Below are 17,705 nucleotides of genomic sequence, written 5' to 3' on the forward strand. Positions count from 1 at the left end.
GAAATATTATTCACATCACATAGGAGGCACTCTAATGCCCAGTAAACCCGATTTATCTGTCAAAGATTCTCAAGGAAGAAAGACTAAGAAACCGCGTAAATGGGTACGCAGAACCGGATTATCGCTGTTGGCGGTAATCCTTCTGGGAATGGTTATTCTTATGCTCATCCCTTCCCCTGTCCAGCCTGCAAAATGGCTTGCACCTTCGGCCCCCTCTTTTGAACAAGCGGGTCCATGGCAACAAAACAACAAACTCAGCTCCGCAGAGCTCGTTACAATTGCCCCTAAGTTTCCGGAATTTATCACCTTTGACAAGGAAGGAAATTTATATACGGGAGACTCCGACGGGAAAATTTATAAGGTTGCCTTTGATACAAAGGGCAATCCGCAAAAGGCCCAGCTATATGCAGATACCAAAGGAACGCCCAATGGACTTATGTTTGACGCAAGTGGAAATCTGATCGTTACGGATGTTAAGAAGGGGCTGCTGTCGGTAGATCCTTCCGGAAACGTGACGGTGTTGGCCAATCAAGTCGACGGCACACCGATCTATTTGGCCAACGAGCTGGATATTGCCAAAGATGGTACCATTTATTTTTCTGACACCTCCAATTATGGCAGTGTAGTCTTCAAAGAAATCGCCGAGAACAAGCCACATGGACGTTTGCTGAAATATGATCCGGCGACCAAGCAGACGACAGTTCTGTTGGAAGGCCTTTATTTTGCGAACGGGGTTGCCTTGTCTGCGGACGAAGATTTTGTGCTTGTGGCAGAGTCGTATCACTACCAATTGACCCGATATTGGCTCAAAGGGCCGAAGAAGGGAACTTCGGATATTTTTGCGGATAATCTCGCCGGTTTTCCGGATAACATTACGCGTGATGATCAAGGCCATTTCTGGGTCGGTCTCTTCACAACACGTATTCCCTTTGTAGATCAGATGCATGGAAGCCCGTGGCTGGCTGGAATGATGGCCAAATTGCCTCAATCGCTGCTCAGCGGTGCAAGCGCACCTGTGAAGCATGGGCTTGCTATAGAGCTTAATCCGCAGGGTAAACTTATCGGAAGCTGGCATGATCCTGAAGGCTCGCTTTATGGGGTAACCACGGCTGTAAACCATGACGGATATTTATATATAGGTACAGCTCCTGGAGGCAGCCAGGGTGTTCATCGTGTGCTTTTAACCAAATAAGCTTGGGGAGGGTATAACATGATATTGGATGAATTGAGATTATCCTGGAAAGCGAAGGAAAGCCTTGCCGGGAAAGTAGCTTTGGTAACAGGCGCAAGCAGCGGCATTGGGGCATCGATTGCCAAAAAACTGGCAAAGCGAGGCGCGTATGTAGCTGTATTGGCACGCCGTCAGGAACGATTGGATGAATTGGTTCGCGACTTGCACCAAGAGGAATTGTACGAGGTCATGGCAATACCTGCCGATATCCAAAAAGCTGAAGACGTACAGCAGGCGGTCCACGCCATTCTTGAACGCTGGGGACGGCTTGACATTATCGTTGCCAATGCTGGCTTCGGGTATCGAAGCCCACTGGCAGAAGTGGAACTGGAAAGGTGGGAGGAGCTTTACAAGACGAATGTGCACGGTCTTGTCCTGACACTGAAGTACGGACTTCAGCCAATGAGGGAACAGGCCAAGGGGGATGTTGTCATTGTCTCCTCTATTGCAGCGAAGGAAGTGGTTGCCGGAGGAGGACTATACAGCGCTACCAAGTACGGCGTTAGTGCCATAGCCTCTGCATTGCGTTTGGAGACCAGTACGCAAGGAATTCGTGTAACTGCGATTCACCCCGGGGCGGTGGCGACGGAATTTTCGCAGGTGGCCGGATATCCCGAGCAGGAAATTCGGGCGTTTGCTTCGAGCGTTTTGCCGCTGCATCCCGATGATGTTGCAGAAGCTGCCCTTTATGCACTAGAGCAACCGGAGCATGTCAATATTCCAGAGTTGACCATTATGCCTTCGAGGCAGGTACAGCGGTTCAAATAGAGCGATATTTATTCTGACACAAACCGGGTAACCGGGTATGGTCATCGCCGATGCCGGGTATGGCGGAGAAGAGGACTACGTGCCTTCGTTTGACCATAACCTGCTCAAATGGGTGAGCATGAACCAAAAAGCGCGAGCTACAGGGGGATAATAACCCTTGCACTCGCGCTTTTTTTATACTAATGACGAAGCGTGACTGTCCAATAAAGTTTAAAACCAGCTTTGGGACAGCTCCATTTACTATAGAGCAGACCATATTCTGTGAAAATTTTGGCTCCACGTTCGCTCATTCAGTCATCGTGAGCACAGCTATAGTGTAATGACGTATAGCCCCAAGGGTGTGGTTGCGCTCCCTGCAACCATGAAGCTGAGATCATAGCTAGATCTGCCGGGAGGGACGCTGATATCAGCCAATCGGCATACCTTGGTATTATCTCGTAGCAGAGGGATACCATATACACGATCATCTACACGTACAGATCCGGCGAACGCGCCCCCACGTGGATTGGCATAGATTCGTACGATACGTACCTCGTCACTGTCATTAACGATGGGAATCGTCGCGTTGTATATGGTTCCGAATTGTCCGCGATTATCTAGCGCAGGCCCCAGCTCGCTGCGTGCCCCGGTAAACAGCAGATCGGCAGGAGTCTCGCCGTTCAGCTTTTTGGTGGCACACGCCCGGTAGTTGGCGCTTTGCCCGACCACGTACTCTGGCATCCGCGCATTCGTTTCGGAAAAGGACCACACCCCTCGTGGATGCGCCTGTGGTGGAGGTACGGGAGGAAGCGCATCCATATGAATCTGGCGCAGATCCGTCTGCGTATCCTTGCTGATCACGGTGCGAATCACATAATCCAGCGTACCGTGGCCTTCAGCAAATTCTACTGTGAGGTCATAGATGAATCCGGCCAGTGATCCTTCGGGCAGCTCAAATTCCTCCAGCAGGGCGGTGCCTTTGCCGAATTTATGACGGTCTGCTGGCTTCAGACGTTCCATCGTACCCGCCAAACAGCTTTTGGCAATAGACTGCCCGACATCTATAATCCAGTTGCCATCCTCAGGCACAATCTTAAGGGCACGTTCAATATGACGTACTTCTAGTTTAGCAGCGCTTCTGTTCTCTACGGTGATGCCCAGTTTAACAGCGCTGCCGATTTTGTTATAATGCCAGCCGAAAATGCGATGCTTGACCGTCCGCGTTGTGGTGCGAACCACATCATGCCACAGGGTGGCTTGCTCGGTAGGTACCGTCACATGGGTAAGCGTCTCCGGGTTATCGCTAAGCATCAGGCGGCGTGTTCCCCCCTCAGTGGCTGACTCCACGTCCACATGGATATTGGGCGGGATCACAGCAGTTTCCACAATTAGATCCTTTGGCTCCTTGGGTCGATGGTTCATGTAAATTCCTCCTTTTATTCAAAAGTGGCACCGCTTTGAGTACATGTATATGGGTAGTTCATAAATATAGGTAACGCCAGGTCCACTTTTACAACCTGTTTTGCAAAATATTTTTTTAAAATAAATCTCCGTAGGTTATAGCGGCTCTGCTAATGCGTCGAAGCAAGCTTACAAGACTCTTGTTCCCCTACACCAACGATTCGCAGACAGGTATTGCGTGTATGTTAAGAGCATAAGCTATTGGATGTACAGAGAAGCTACAGGAGGGAAACATGCCTAGAAAAATATGGTGGAAGGAAGCCGTTGTATATCAGATTTACCCGATCAGTTTTCAGGATTCTGACGGAGACGGTAAAGGAGACTTGCGAGGCATTTTGTCCAGGCTGGATTATTTGTGTGAGCTGGGTATTGATGTAATCTGGATTTGTCCGGTATATAAATCGCCTAATCACGATAACGGATATGATATTAGCGATTATTATGCCATTATGGATGAGTTTGGAACAATGGAGGATTTTGACGAACTGCTTCACCAGGCGCATGAACGAGGCATCAAAATCATGATGGATTTGGTATTAAACCATACATCGGATGAGCATCCGTGGTTTACGGAGTCACGCTCGTCCAAGGATAATCCGAAGCGGGACTACTACATATGGCGAACAGGCAAAAATGGCGGATATCCGAACAACTGGGAATCGTATTTTTCCGGTTCAGTGTGGAAATATGACAAGCTTACAGACGAATATTACATGCATCTATATTCCGAGCATCAGCCAGATCTGAACTGGGAAAATGAAGAGATGGTGAGCGAACTCTACCGCATGGTGGAATGGTGGCTGAAAAAGGGAGTCGATGGCTTCCGTTTTGACGCCATTGCCCATATTGTCAAAGCGGAGGGACTGCCGGATGCCGATAATCCTGACAAACGAACCTTGGTACGTGCCTATCAGCTCTTTTCCAATCTGGAACAGGTACATGTACTTCTACGGATGCTGAATGAAAAATTACTGGAGCGTTATCCCTTAATGACAGTTGGCGAAACGTCTGGTTTAGGACCGGAACAGGCGCTTGATTATGTGGGGGACCAGCGGCATGAGCTGAATATGGTTTTCCAGTTTGAACACATGTTTATTGATGCACAAGGGCTAGGGACGGAAAAATGGAAACCCAAGCCGTGGACACTGGTGGAGCTGAAAAAAATAATGAGCAGCTGGCAGACAGTGCTTCATGAGGAAGGATGGAATGCCAATTATCTGAACAATCATGATCAGCCGCGGGCCCTCTCGCGATTTGCTAATGATGGACAATATCGCGTAGAGTCAGCCAAAATGCTGGCAACCTTCACACATATGTTAGAGGGTACGCCTTATATTTATCAAGGTGAGGAAATTGGCATGACGAATATCGCATTCCCGTCAATTGATGATTATCGGGATGTGGAAACGTTGAATTATTATGAGCAGCAACGGAAGATCGGTGAGTCTGAGGAACAGATTATGGCAGAGATCTGGCGGAAAAGTCGGGATAATGCGCGTACTCCCATGCAATGGAATGCTGGACCTTCAGCCGGATTTACCGATGGAGAGCCTTGGATGAAGATTAATGATAACTACACACACATTAATGCAGAGGCAGAAAGAAATAATCCGGACTCGATTTTCCACTATTATCGCAAGTTGATTGCTCTGCGCAAACAACATGAGGTCATAGTCTATGGCCAATACAAGCTGCTGTTGCCGCTAGATACGGAGCTGTATGTATTCACTCGTTTGCTGGGAGAAGAGCGTTTGCTGGTCATTTTGAATTTCTTTGATCGTGATCCGGTGTACCACTGGCCCGAGGAGGACTTTCCTGTCGCTAAGGCGGAGTTGCTGTTGTCCAACTACGAGCCGGTACAAGGGGAACAACTGCACGCCTTGAAGCTGCGCCCCTATGAAGCCCGAGTGTATATGCTAAGCGTGCAATAGGCGTTGCTATCTGTAGAATGGTAAAAGGAAGGGAAGGTTCATAGAGAGACCTTCCCTTTCTTGGCGTTTGGCTAAATGGTAACTGTTTCAGCCAACTCACGTATTTTGGCGATAATCAGGTCTTCTTGATTTTCCCCCTCATTAGGGATCGATTCAGTCGCGAAGGCAGCCAGTTCAGCATGTTGATGAATCATGACAGCATGGTGTGCCTCCCTGAACATCGGTATATCATTCGCATCATTGCCGAAGGCGATAAATTGACGGGGCTGCACACCAAGCTTCTGAAGTGCGTTCCATTTATGGATATTTTGCGGGCTGATGTCCAGCACTTGTTCATTACGGTGTTGATGGATGACCACGCCGAGCGGCGAAAGCTTGGCGGCCAGCTCATCCATATCGTCAGCAGTTAAAATGAGCATTTTTACGATGGATTTCAGGGAAGCCAAAGGCAGCTTTTGCGCCAACTTGCTGATATCCACATTGTTGAGTATAGGATGATCAGCTGCACCCGTATATGCATAATCCCACTCGCTGTCAATCAGGTAGGTGGTTTGGTGTTCCTCCAGTAGTGCCAGCAGGGCATTCTTCACTTCCGGTAAAAAGGATTCCACGTGAGTTATATTGCCTTGTTGGGAGATCATAGAGCCGTTGCCACCAATCAGAGCATAGGTGTGAAAGCGTTTAGGAAGTACGGGTAACATGTCGCGAATCGGCCGTGCCGAGGCAAAAATGACTTCATGTCCCGATCGGGACAATTGTTCCAGACAGCTTGCGATCTTATCCGACACACACTGACCCTTAAAGCAAATCGTTCCATCCAGATCAAATACAAAATGCATGATGTACCTCCAAAAAAATAGTGCTTTTCAATTCATTTCTTACAGTCATTATATCCATTACCTTCCTTGGTCGTAAACTAAAAAGCCCGATTCACACTGGCTGCCATGGGCAGGTGTAGATCGGGCTCATTATGATATCGACTCATTAAATTCAATTACTATTTAGTGATAATGTTTCACCTTAAGGTCGTCTAGACTTTTAAACTCATACCCTTGCTTGCGAGCCTCGTCGATGATAGAAGCAAGCGCCTCGGCATTGTCCTTGGATACGGAATGGAGCAGAATGACCGCACCAGGGTGGAGCTGACGCATGACTTGACGATAGGCATAGTCCGTTCCTTGCTGAATATTTGTGTCCCAGTCCTTGTAAGCTACAGACCAGAATACGCTCGTATATCCGGCTTCTCGACAGGAAGCCAATGCTTTTTCACTAAAAATGCCGCGAGGCGGTCGGACATATTTCATTTCTTTTTGCCCGGTTAGCTCTGCCGATGCATTTCGTACCCGATCCAGCTCAGACCGGATCTCTGCCGAAGAAATGGTGCTCATATCAGGATGGCTCCATGAATGGTTTCCGATAATATGACCCTCACTTGCCATGCGTCGCATCAAAGCAGGCTGGTCTTTTACAAAATGCCCTGTCACAAAGAAGGCGGCTGGGACCTTTTTGGCCTTCAATACATCCAGCACTTTCGGAGTATACCCATTCTCATAGCCGTTGTCGAAAGTGAGAAATAATTCTTTTTTAGTCGTATCCCCCAGAAAGATGCCACCTTGTCTTTTGATCAGGTGCATAAAGCCTTCTTGTGCGATAGAAGGCAGCTCCCCTCCCTTACTTTTTTTAAATCCAAAATGATAAGGCTGTCCGTCAACAGTCTGAGTAGCCCATGCGGGTTCCGCCGTAACTGCCAACATCCCCATAACTGCAACGCATAGCCACAAGGTAAATATTCGCTTCATCTATGTTCCTCCGCTTCCGTCCCGTACGGGTAAGGTGTGTATGCTTCGGCATATTCCATACCATCTGCAATACCATGCTGATTTATGCAAGGACATGGACTAACCAGACTCAAAACACATATTGACATGAATATTAAATCGAAGTAGTATACTTTATAAAACTTACTAGAATACTCGGATTTAATTCGATCGTTCATGCCAAAGAAAAGCAATCAGCTCAGAACATTTTACATACTTGTGAGAACGGAAGGAGTTAGGACTCATGATTGAACTTAGGAATGTATCCAAAACCTACGTGAGAAAAGGCCTAAGTATTGAAGCGTTAAAAAATATAAATATCAAAGTGGATAAAGGAGATATCTTCGGGTTTATCGGATTCAGTGGCGCAGGGAAAAGTACGCTGATCCGTTTGGTCAATCGTCTCGAGAAAGTAACCAGCGGAGAGGTTCTTGTTGAGGGGGAGCAGTTAAATACCTACTCGACCTCTGGGCTTCGGAAGGTAAGGAAGAAGATCGGAATGATTTTTCAGCATTTTAATCTGCTGGAATCGAAAACAGTGTTCGACAACATTGCAATTCCGTTGGTGCTGCTTAAGCGCAACAAACGGGAAATAGAGGGGCGTGTAAAAGAGCTCTTGGCGTTCATAGGATTGTCCGACAAGGCGAATAGCTATCCCAACGAGCTTTCCGGCGGACAAAAGCAGCGTGTAGGGATTGCACGGGCGCTTGCGAGCAACCCGTCCATTTTGCTCTGTGATGAGGCAACCTCGGCACTTGATCCGCAGACCACACAGTCAATTCTCGACTTGCTTCGCAAAATCAATAAGGAATACAAGATCACCATTTTGATCATCACCCATGAGATGTCGGTGATTCAGCGAATTTGCAATAAGGTAGCCGTAATGGAAAAGGGGGAAATCATCGAGCAGGGCAATGTCCTGGAGGTATTCGGGCAGCCGCAGCACCCAACGACACAGAGCTTTGTACGCACGGTCATTCACGATACGGTACCCGAGAGTGTGCTGCAAACGTTCGAACAGCAAGAATCGCAGCGAATATACAAGCTGGAATTTATAGGGCAGGTTGCTTCTGATCCGGTGGTTCATGAATTGATTCGGCAGCATGATATCCACGTGAACATTTTGTTTGCCAACATGACGGAGATTCAAGAAACGACAATTGGCTATATGACGATCCAACTGCGCGGCGGACAGCATGCCGTTCAGCAGGCTGTTGATTTTCTCAAGAGCAAAGGAGTCCATATTCAGGAGGTAGAGAGTCTATGATGATTACAGGAACTACGATCACCTGGGATCAACTGTGGGAAGCTTTGTATGAATCCGTGCTTATGGTCAGCATATCATTATTCATTGGTGCCCTGATCGGTATCCCTATCGGTATTTTACTCGTCATCACCCGTCCGGGCGGAATTCTCGAGAACAAATGGCTGCACAATATTTTGAATCCAATCATAAACATTGTTCGCTCCTTACCCTTTATTATCTTGCTGATTGCAATCATTCCGTTAACCCGTCTGATTGTGAATACATCCATTGGGACCAGTGCGGCAATTGTCCCCTTGATTGTATATATTGCGCCATATATCGGCAGGCTGGTCGAAAACTCGCTGTTGGAGGTGAATCCGGGGATACTGGAGGCAGCAGATGCGATGGGGGCGACTCCATTCCAGGTCATTCGATACTTTTTGCTTCCTGAGGCATTCAGTTCTCTGATTTTGTCGTTAACGACAGCATCCATTGGTCTGATTGGTGCTACTGCTATGGCTGGTGCGGTCGGTGGAGGCGGAATTGGCGATCTGGCGATCGCGTATGGCTATCAACGTTTTGATACGCTGGTTATGCTGATTACCGTCATCATTCTAGTCTTGTTTGTTCAAGGTGTTCAGTCCTTGGGGAACCTGCTCTCCCGCAAAGCACGTAGGGGTTAAATTAGATGTTTTTCTTTTTTACCTATTGTCTGTTCATAGCTTGTAATTTTATAATCCATGCGTTCCAATACGTTGTTCATATCTGCCATTTTTGCAATGAGCTGCTTACGCTGCTCCATTAGGAGTTCTTTTCTAGCATTTATCGTTTCATCACCCTGCTGGAACAACCTAACGTACTCAATCAAAATTTCAATGGGAAGCCCTACGCCTCGCATGCATTTGATATATTCAACCCATCTGCAGTCTTCTTCCGTGTAATCCCTGATTCCACTTTTATTACGGTTCACACGCGGAATAAGTCCGATGCGTTCATAATAGCGGAGTGTATCCTGAGATAGTTCGAATTTTTTGCTTACTTCTGCGATCAACATGCAGACTTCACCTCCTGATTTCTGATCAAGAAACGCCCTATGTAAATGGATAGGGCGTTCTTGTTGTTTCTTATTTCGAAACTTTCATTTCATCCATATTTACTGAGCGCCAACTACCGGATGAGGAACATATGGCTCTTCCAGCAATGCAATTTCTTCAGGTGTTAACGTAATCGAAAGAGCAGCTACTGCATCTTCGAGATGAGACGTTTTCGTAGCACCGATAATGGGAGCTGTTACCGGTTCTTTCTGTAGCAACCAGGCAAGTGCGATTTGAACGCGAGGAACTCCACGTTTTTCTGCGATGGCCGCAACCTGCTCCACGATCAATCGATCGGTATCGGCAGTCGCATCGTATTTAGATTTCGCAACCTGATCGGTTTCGGAACGATGTGTTGTTTCCTGCACATCACGCGTCAATCTTCCACCTGCAAGCGGGCTGTATGGAATCACACCGATTTTTTCTTCTTTACAAAGCGGCAGCATCTCTCTTTCCTCTTCACGATATAAGAGATTTAAATGATTCTGCATTGATACAAATCGGGTCCATCCATTCTTTTCAGCAACATGTAACGCCTTCAGAAACTGCCATGCGTACATGGCAGAAGCACCAATATATCTTGCCTTCCCGGCCTTCACAACATCATGTAATGCTTCCATCGTCTCTTCAATAGGGGTATTGTAATCCCAGCGATGGATTTGGTACAGATCCACATAATCTGTCCCCAGTCGCTTAAGGCTCTTATCTATTTCACTCATGATAGCCTTTCGGGAAAGTCCCGCACCATTCGGGCCTTGATGCATACGGAAATGAACCTTTGTCGCGAGGACAATTTCATCTCGATTCGCATAATCCTTTAAAGCCCGTCCAACAATTTCTTCGCTAGTTCCATCTGAATATACATTCGCGGTATCAAAAAAATTAATACCTAGCTCCAGGGCATTTTTTATAATTGGACGACTGCGCTCTTCATCTAGTATCCATGGGTGAATCCACCGTTCTGCAACCCCAAAGCCCATACACCCAAGACAAAGGCGGGATACATCCAAGCCGGTATTTCCAAGTTTCACATAGTCCATTTAATTATACCTCGCTTTCCTAGATATTGTTTTCTTCAAATGTAGTCTACTCCAGCTACTTACACCGGATATTATTACATTTGGAGTTCACTCCAAGTCAAGCGATTTTGTTGCGTGATGCCATCATATAGGTCTTATTGTTCAGAATTGGTTCAGTGGGACTTCGTATAATTCTCTTAGCATAGTTCCTTGGTTGCATAATCCGTAGAACTAAACATGACTAAAGACTTTGATAAAGCAGGATATATGCCAATAAATAGCGTCTAGGAGTGGAAATGTTGAAACTTGTAAATCGAAATAAATGGATTGCATCTGCGATGGTATTGGGTATTGCTTCAGGTTCAATCGTATCTCTGCCTTGGGTGGGCGGCGTCCAGACTGCTTATGCAGCGACAGCAGATTCGCAAAGCGAAACTGGATTTGTAGCACAAGCTCGCACCTTGGGTTTGATGACAGGCGGTAAGCAGGGCGATTTTATGGCGCAAAAGAATTTGACCCGCGCAGAGGCGGCTAAAATTTTGTGCAGTCTGTTCCAGTTGGAAGTTAACAATCAGCCGCAAACTTCTTTTATGGATGTATCGTCCGATGCATGGGGCGCTCCCTATATTGAGGCTGTACGTGCAGCCGGGTATATGACAGGCAACGGGGAACTGTTCCGTCCGGGGGATGCCATTACCAAGGAAGAACTGATCGTATCGCTAGTACGTGCAATGGACTTACAGGATGCCAGCACAGCGAATGTACAGCAAAATGCAGTTCAGGTTGCCCGCTCTTACGGTCTGTTATCAGAGGATGCTTCTGCAACGGATTTGAAAAATCCATTGAACCGGGAGAGTGGTGCAGAAGTATTCGTCAGCCTGCTGGATCATCCGGTAGGAGAAGTGAAATCAGAGGGCAATACCGTTCGCATCGGAAATATCCCTTACCAGTTGGAAGGGTCTTTGCAAGGTTTGTTCGGTGAAAATAACAAAGCTGTATTAAAAGGGGCGAAATTCGACCTTAACCGTAACTTGCGTACGCTGACAGGTGTGAATAAGCTGGAAATTAACGCAGACGGTGGCGTTTTTGATGGCAAGGGTGTGTCTTTTAAGGGGCGCCTGATCGTTAATGGCTCGGTAACCTTGAAGAACATGTCCTCCACAGGGGTATTGGAAATCAAAGGTACAGGGAATCAGCCTGTATCGGCCATTTTAGAAAATACGGCATGGTCCGGTGTGGAACTGGGCTCTAAGGATGCCAAGCTGACAGCAACCGGGACAACGAAGATTGACAACCTGACGCTGAAAGATGATGCATCGATCGTGACCGAAGGAAATGCCGCGATTAGCCGCGTTTCTTTGCAACAGGGACTGGGCAAGCTGTTGGTTAGCGGTAGTATTGGTTTGCTGGATGCATCACAATATGTGGGCGTTCCTTTTATTACGCTGGCTAAGGGAGCTACAATCAACCAGCTTAACCTGCCGGAACAAAAACAGCCGCAGGATGTTATCATTAACTATGATGCGATGAAAGAAGCTGTTAGTCTCGTAAATGGTACGAAGAACTCATCCTCTGCTGGATCGGTTGTCACGGACACAGATAGCAAAGATAAGAAAAAACACGATAGTGACATTATCAGCGTAGACCGCAGTCAGCTGGAGACAGAAGTCCATGCAGCCAAAGAACTACTGGAGCGTGCAGGTGAGGGTGGAACGGATCAGGCGCTTTACACGGCCGCAGCGAAGGAAAGCCTGTCCATAGCAATCAATCAAGCTATGCTGGTACTGAACAATACAGCAGCTACACAGGCAGAGGTAGATCAAGCGCTCAGCACATTGAAGCAGGATGTTTCTGTGTACACAGCCTCAGCCACAGAACCAGTGATTGGGACACAGGAATTAACTAGACTGATTCAGGTAGCTTCGACTACCCTTGAACAAAACCGAATGGTTGGCGACGAATTCCCGCCTCTTTGGGATGAATCACTAAGTCAAGCTATTCAATTTGGCAACAATGTGTTGGAAGGGAATGCTCCTCAAAATATTGTGGATCGGGAAGTAGTAAGCTTGCGTCGAGTAATTGAAGTCTACAATGCATCAGTAAAACTCAGAGATACCTATCTGCATTTTCTCGATGTAACGGATCGTGTGGAGAATATGAAAACTGACAAAGCGCGTTACAAGTCCTTAGTGAGGGAAGGATTAAGTGTATATGTGAACCCATTAGCTACAACTGAGCAGTTGGACGAATGGACACGAAAAATAAAAGATACGACAGAAGCATTTCTGGCATTGCAAGCAGCAGACTTTTCAGTGCTTAAAAATACTTTACAAGAAGCGCAGGTTATCTACGATCAGAGTGGCTCTCAAAATGTTGAACTGGGCAACCTCATTCAGGAATATACAGAGAAGATGCACACCGCTATGACGCAGCAGGACGTATTGACCTTGAACATGGAGCTGAGTCAAAGACTTGCGGAATTCACTGCTCCAGTGCCTGCTACAATTCGGGAAAAACTGCAGCAGCTGGTTCAAGACATTCATCTAAAACTGCTGTCTAACCCTGTAGCTCGTAATTACTTGAATACGGAAATGCTGTCTTTAGAGCAACAAACAGCACAAGCCAACTTTGCACTCATTATGCCGTTTACTCCTGAGGAGCAATTGGTGATCTCTTATAATCAATTAAGTCAGGCTAAAGGGACCTATATTGAAAAATATAACGAGAAAAGACTACAATTGAGAGCGGAAATCATTGAAATGCAGGCATCGATCAATGGAATTTTGGTGCAAAATTCAGGCGCATTAAGCGCTGAAGCCCAGCAAGCCTTGTCTTCTGCATCAGAGCATGCCTCCATCTTCTTGGGTTTGTCCAGCTTTGAATTACAAGACGTTGTTCCTGTATACGAGGAGTTGCAACAGGTACAGAGCCAGTATGCCGTACCAATAGCGGTGGATACCACATTGTTGAATTACAACATAAATTTAGCTAATAATGAAGTTCAGACGTTCGGCCGTCATTATACCGAACAAGATAACGAAGAACTTCAAGGGCAAATTAATCAGGCAAGCCTTGTGCTTAATACTCCGGATAGCACACAGCTGCAGGTAGACCAGGCTAACACGGATTTGATTACAGCGTTTTCGAACTACCAGTCCAAATGGATAGTAACTGATTATGATATCAATGAGCTCAAGACAGTTGCGAACAATCTGCTCACAGCAAATGGTACAGATCCTACGACGGTCTACTTTCACAGAGTAGTGGATGCATTCAATCGTCTGGACCAGTATTATCCTATGCCGGAAATTAAGAAAAATTATATGAATCTGGAAGATGCGATTCAGGAGTATAAAGATTTTGTAGCCAGCCAGCAACAAAGCAGCGGAACAGGAAGCGGCGACAGTAGTGGTGGAGCAACGCCACCAAGCGACAACAGCGGAACAGGAAGCGGCGACAGCAACGGTGGAGCAACGCCACCAAGCGACAACAGCGGAACAGGAAGCAGTGACAGTAGTGGTGGAGCAACACCGCCAAGCGACAGCAGCGGAACAGGAAGTGGCGACAGCAGTGGTGGAGCAACGCCACCAAGCGATAGCAACGGAACAGGAAGCAGTGACAGTAGTGGTGGAGCAACGCCACCAAGTGATAACAGCGGAGACGATTCAGGCTCGATTCCTGGCGGTGGTAATGATGAAGGCATGATTCCTTAATAAGGGGAATATAGGGAGTAAAAGGATGTATAGAAGGGGACGATTCCGCACAGATTTTTGTCTGCGGCGGGCGTCCCTTTTTGCATGGGGAGCGCTTCTAATACAGCTGGTTAGAATAACCGATACTAAAAGATAGACGATATTGAAAAGAGCGGGGGATTTATGAAAAAACAGGGTGTTTTATTTTTTATTATACTTCTGCTTGCGGTTGCGTTGCCGGTGTATCCGTTAGTGTCGGGTGTTTTATCCGGGAACAGTCATTGGAAAGCTCACAACGGTGTTATTGATTTGCGTAATTGGCACCCCGAAAAGGAAGGCCCTGTACAGCTGGGAGGGGAGTGGGAATTTTACCCCAATCAGCTTGTGCAACCTTCAGCCTTTCATGAAATGCAAGATAAGGATTGGGGAAATCATCAGAGTTCTTCAGAGTTGAAGCTGGAAACGAGATCTTCTGCCAAGATTGTGGATGTGCCTGGTAGATGGAATCAGTGGATGCCTGAGGGACAGGCGACCGGATATGGAACCTATCATATTCGTATCCTGTTGCCTGAAAAAGCGGAAAATCTGTACGGCATCTATATGCAAAACATTCGGAGTTCCAGCCGAGTATGGATTGACGGAGCAGAGGTAGGAGCGAGTGGTATTCCCTCTGTTTCTGCCGACAAAGGCAAGCAGGGCAATGCTCCTTATGTTGGATTTGCAGCGGTAGATGGACAATCGGTAGATATTACCGTGCATGTGGCTAATTATAGTTATTCCTCCGGTGGGATCGTTTACCCATTGTTATTTGGGGATTACGAGAGTATTACGCATAGCCGGGAAGTTGCAATGGCAGAGGACACCGTACTGATAGCGGGTTTTTTTATGCCTACCGTATTTTTTATCATGCTGTATCTTTTACGTAAAAAGGAGAAGGCATTGCTTTACTTAGGATGCTTTTGCATCGCGGCTTTATTTTACATTCTGACACATGGAGAAAAGCTGCTGGTCTGGGGAATACCGGACTTACCTTATGAATGGATACTGAAAATACAGTCGTTCTCTTCAACGCTGTTCTACTATTTTTTGATCCGGTATGTTCATCTTTCGACGCAGATTGTTATGAATCGGATCGTGCTGCGCCTCTATAATTTTACAACCGCACTGATGCTAGGTATGGGGCTAATATTGCCTACACTGATACTCTCATCCTTTGAAGCGTTTATTCTTCTTTTTGGTGTAGTCAGTGTGGGATATGTATTACTGATCTTGATTCGTGGACTTCTTCAACGGACGGATGACGCTGCACTGCTAGTCATTAGTATTATGAGCATTCTTATGATTGTAGTGACTAGTTTTGTGTATATTTTGGGCTGGGGCGATGTGCGTGGGGTGACAGCCTATGAAATGCTCATATTCGTATTGGCTCAAACGCTTCTGCTGGCCAAACGTTTTGTACATTCGTTTATGGAGGTTGAGAACCTGTCACGACGGTTGCTAACACTGGATGGGTTAAAGGACGAATTCCTGGCGAACACGTCACATGAGTTGCGCACTCCTCTACATGGAATTATTAATATCGCTCAATCCATGCTAGACCGTTACGGGGCACAGTTCAATGAGCCGCAAAAGCACAACTTGTCCTTGATTGCGAATGTAGGACGCAGACTTTCTTATTTAATTAACGATATTCTGGATTTTTCTAATTTGAAAAATGGCAGATTAGCCTTAAATCGTCGGCCTGTTAATGTACAGGCAGCTGTAAATTCCGTGCTGGAGGTATTGGGTCATACGGTGGGTAAGAAAAAGCTGCAATTCGTCAAAGAATGGCCCAATTCGTTACCCAAGGTGGATGCGGATGAGGATCGGCTGATTCAGATTTTGTACAATTTGTTGGGTAATGCGGTGAAATTTACGGAGGAAGGCGAAATCGTAATCTCTGCCAAAGCGGGGAACCGCGAAATGGAAATCAGTGTGAAGGATACCGGGTCCGGTATTGCCCAGGAGCATCTTTCGCATATATTTGAACCTTTTAACCGAGGGGCGAATGCTGAGGATGAAGGATACAGTGGAACAGGGCTTGGATTAGGCATAGTCCGTCGTCTAGTGGAGCTGCATGGTGGTCATATCCGGGTAGAATCTAGATTGGGCAAGGGTTCGACCTTTTATTTTACACTACCCTTGGCGCAGACCGGAACGTTGGCACATGAAGCTCAAAAAGATGTTTCGTCTGCGGTTATATTGCAGCCTGGCGTGACGTCGGGTCAGAATGTGATTCCGCATGAAGAGGATGCCCAAGAGCAAGTTCAGACTGTTCCCTACAAAGTGCTGGCTGTGGATGATGATGAGGTTAATCTTCGGGTGCTGGAGGAGCTATTATATACCACAGGTTGTAGCGTGGTGGCAGTGGATCATGCCGAGGAGGCACTTCACATGCTGAATGGCCGTACCCGATTTGACCTAGTCATTACGGATTGGATGATGCCGGAAATGTCCGGTATTGAGCTGTGCCGACGGATACGGGAACGGTATTCCCTGTCCGAGCTACCAGTGTTGCTGCTGACGGCACGCGACCTGCCCGGCGATATCCGCGCGGGTTTTATGGCGGGAGCTAATGATTTTCTACGTAAGCCTGTTGATGCTGAGGAATTAAAGGCGCGTGTGCGCACGCTGTTGAACATGCGTCATTCGGCGGAGGAAGCGGTGCGTTCGGAAATGGCCTTTTTACAGGCACAAATCAAGCCGCATTTTCTGTACAATGCATTGAATGTTATTGTATCGACCGTAGCCGTAGACCCGGATAAAGCAGCGGAGCTGCTCATGGAGCTGAGTCAGTATTTGCGGGGCAGTTTTGATTTTCAGAACAGGGAGAATACGGTACCGTTATCCAAGGAGCTGGAATTGGTGAATCGTATGTGGCACTGGAAAAAGCACGATTTGAAGAACGTTTGCAGGTGACCGTAGAGGTAGGAAGGAACATCCGGTCGCTTATCCCGCCATTAAGCATTCAGCCCATCGTGGAAAATGCGATACGACATGGTGTGATGCAACGGGCAACAGGTGGAACCGTGCGAGTGGTTGTGCAGGAGGATGGAACCGATTTTGTAGTCAGCGTGACCGATGACGGCGTAGGGATTCCGTCCGAGCGACTGGAACAGCTGTTGTCGGAGGATCATGTATCTTCCAGCGTGGGACTGCGGAATATCCATCGCCGTCTTATCCATATGTATGGAGAAGGATTGCGGATTGAAAGTAATTCAATGCAAGGGACGACGGTAAGCTTCCGTGTGCCGGAAACGATCTCGCCCCGGAATACCGATGAATAAAAAAAGTACAGTACATTTGTCGGAAAAGCTAATGTCGCGTCCGCGATGATACGATATATAAAATATAAGGAATTAAAAATTGTAAGGATAAAGCAGATAGCATGTAAATAGAGCATCATGATGGATGGTTGCAGCAGGAAG

General features: G+C 46.9%; 13 protein-coding genes. 8 read left to right on the plus strand and 5 right to left on the minus strand.

What is annotated here, in order from left to right:
• The first annotated feature begins 34 nt into the window (after positions 1 to 34).
• Both BM358_RS14975 and BM358_RS14980 read left to right on the plus strand, forming a co-directional pair.
• On the plus strand, positions 35 to 1,192 hold the full coding sequence (locus BM358_RS14975) for an SMP-30/gluconolactonase/LRE family protein (RefSeq protein WP_023986709.1): 1,158 nt from the start codon (positions 35 to 37) through the stop codon (positions 1,190 to 1,192).
• Between the two features lie 18 nt (positions 1,193 to 1,210).
• On the plus strand, positions 1,211 to 1,999 hold the full coding sequence (locus BM358_RS14980) for an SDR family oxidoreductase (RefSeq protein WP_028541208.1): 789 nt from the start codon (positions 1,211 to 1,213) through the stop codon (positions 1,997 to 1,999).
• 309 nt (positions 2,000 to 2,308) lie between these two features.
• Here the strand turns inward: BM358_RS14980 and BM358_RS14985 are convergent, their stop codons facing one another.
• Positions 2,309 to 3,400, minus strand: coding sequence for a hypothetical protein (locus tag BM358_RS14985; RefSeq protein ID WP_028541207.1), 1,092 nt, complete (start codon positions 3,398 to 3,400; stop codon positions 2,309 to 2,311).
• Between the two features lie 272 nt (positions 3,401 to 3,672).
• Here BM358_RS14985 and BM358_RS14990 point away from each other — a divergent pair, with 272 nt between their 5' ends.
• Complete coding sequence (locus tag BM358_RS14990) at positions 3,673 to 5,370, plus strand: glycoside hydrolase family 13 protein (protein ID WP_028541206.1); 1,698 nt, start codon at positions 3,673 to 3,675, stop codon at positions 5,368 to 5,370.
• Positions 5,371 to 5,441: 71 nt separating this feature from the next.
• Here BM358_RS14990 and BM358_RS14995 read toward each other — a convergent pair whose 3' ends face one another.
• Positions 5,442 to 6,209, minus strand: coding sequence for an HAD-IIB family hydrolase (locus BM358_RS14995; protein ID WP_028541205.1), 768 nt, complete (start codon positions 6,207 to 6,209; stop codon positions 5,442 to 5,444).
• Between the two features lie 162 nt (positions 6,210 to 6,371).
• Positions 6,372 to 7,169, minus strand: a complete 798-nt coding sequence (pdaA, locus tag BM358_RS15000) for a delta-lactam-biosynthetic de-N-acetylase (RefSeq protein WP_028541204.1) — start codon at positions 7,167 to 7,169, stop codon at positions 6,372 to 6,374.
• Between the two features lie 262 nt (positions 7,170 to 7,431).
• Here pdaA and BM358_RS15005 point away from each other — a divergent pair, with 262 nt between their 5' ends.
• Positions 7,432 to 8,454, plus strand: a complete 1,023-nt coding sequence (locus BM358_RS15005; RefSeq protein WP_023986715.1) for a methionine ABC transporter ATP-binding protein — start codon at positions 7,432 to 7,434, stop codon at positions 8,452 to 8,454.
• Positions 8,451 to 9,116 carry a methionine ABC transporter permease gene (locus BM358_RS15010; protein WP_023986716.1) on the plus strand — a complete coding sequence of 222 codons (666 nt, stop codon included), beginning with the start codon at positions 8,451 to 8,453 and terminating at the stop codon, positions 9,114 to 9,116. The genes BM358_RS15005 and BM358_RS15010 overlap by 4 nt, the downstream gene beginning before the upstream one ends.
• On the opposite strand, the gene BM358_RS15015 is transcribed toward BM358_RS15010, so the two are convergent.
• Together BM358_RS15015 and BM358_RS15020 are read right to left on the minus strand one after the other, a co-directional pair.
• The gene (locus tag BM358_RS15015; protein ID WP_023986717.1) at positions 9,113 to 9,487 is read right to left on the minus strand and encodes a MerR family transcriptional regulator; all 375 of its coding nucleotides are present in this window, start codon (positions 9,485 to 9,487) and stop codon (positions 9,113 to 9,115) included. The two genes, BM358_RS15010 and BM358_RS15015, sit on opposite strands and share 4 nt — an antisense overlap.
• A gap of 99 nt (positions 9,488 to 9,586) precedes the next feature.
• Positions 9,587 to 10,567 carry an aldo/keto reductase gene (locus tag BM358_RS15020; RefSeq protein ID WP_028541203.1) on the minus strand — a complete coding sequence of 327 codons (981 nt, stop codon included), beginning with the start codon at positions 10,565 to 10,567 and terminating at the stop codon, positions 9,587 to 9,589.
• Positions 10,568 to 10,842: 275 nt separating this feature from the next.
• Here BM358_RS15020 and BM358_RS15025 point away from each other — a divergent pair, with 275 nt between their 5' ends.
• The 3 genes from BM358_RS15025 (at position 10,843) to BM358_RS26900 (ending at position 17,564) form a co-directional block, all read left to right on the plus strand.
• Positions 10,843 to 14,259: an S-layer homology domain-containing protein gene (locus BM358_RS15025; RefSeq protein WP_028541202.1), complete on the plus strand. Its 3,417-nt coding sequence runs from the start codon at positions 10,843 to 10,845 to the stop codon at positions 14,257 to 14,259.
• Positions 14,260 to 14,421: 162 nt separating this feature from the next.
• Positions 14,422 to 17,196 (plus strand): ATP-binding protein, encoded by a 2,775-nt coding sequence (locus tag BM358_RS15030; protein WP_231517159.1) that lies wholly within the window; start codon positions 14,422 to 14,424, stop codon positions 17,194 to 17,196.
• Positions 17,154 to 17,564 (plus strand): sensor histidine kinase, encoded by a 411-nt coding sequence (locus BM358_RS26900; RefSeq protein WP_231517158.1) that lies wholly within the window; start codon positions 17,154 to 17,156, stop codon positions 17,562 to 17,564. Before BM358_RS15030 ends, BM358_RS26900 begins: the two co-directional genes overlap by 43 nt.
• The last annotated feature ends 141 nt before the right edge of the window (positions 17,565 to 17,705 follow it).

It is taken from the genome of Paenibacillus sp. cl130, from assembly GCF_900116035.1.
GTDB classification, from domain to species: Bacteria; Bacillota; Bacilli; order Paenibacillales; family Paenibacillaceae; genus Paenibacillus; species Paenibacillus polymyxa_B.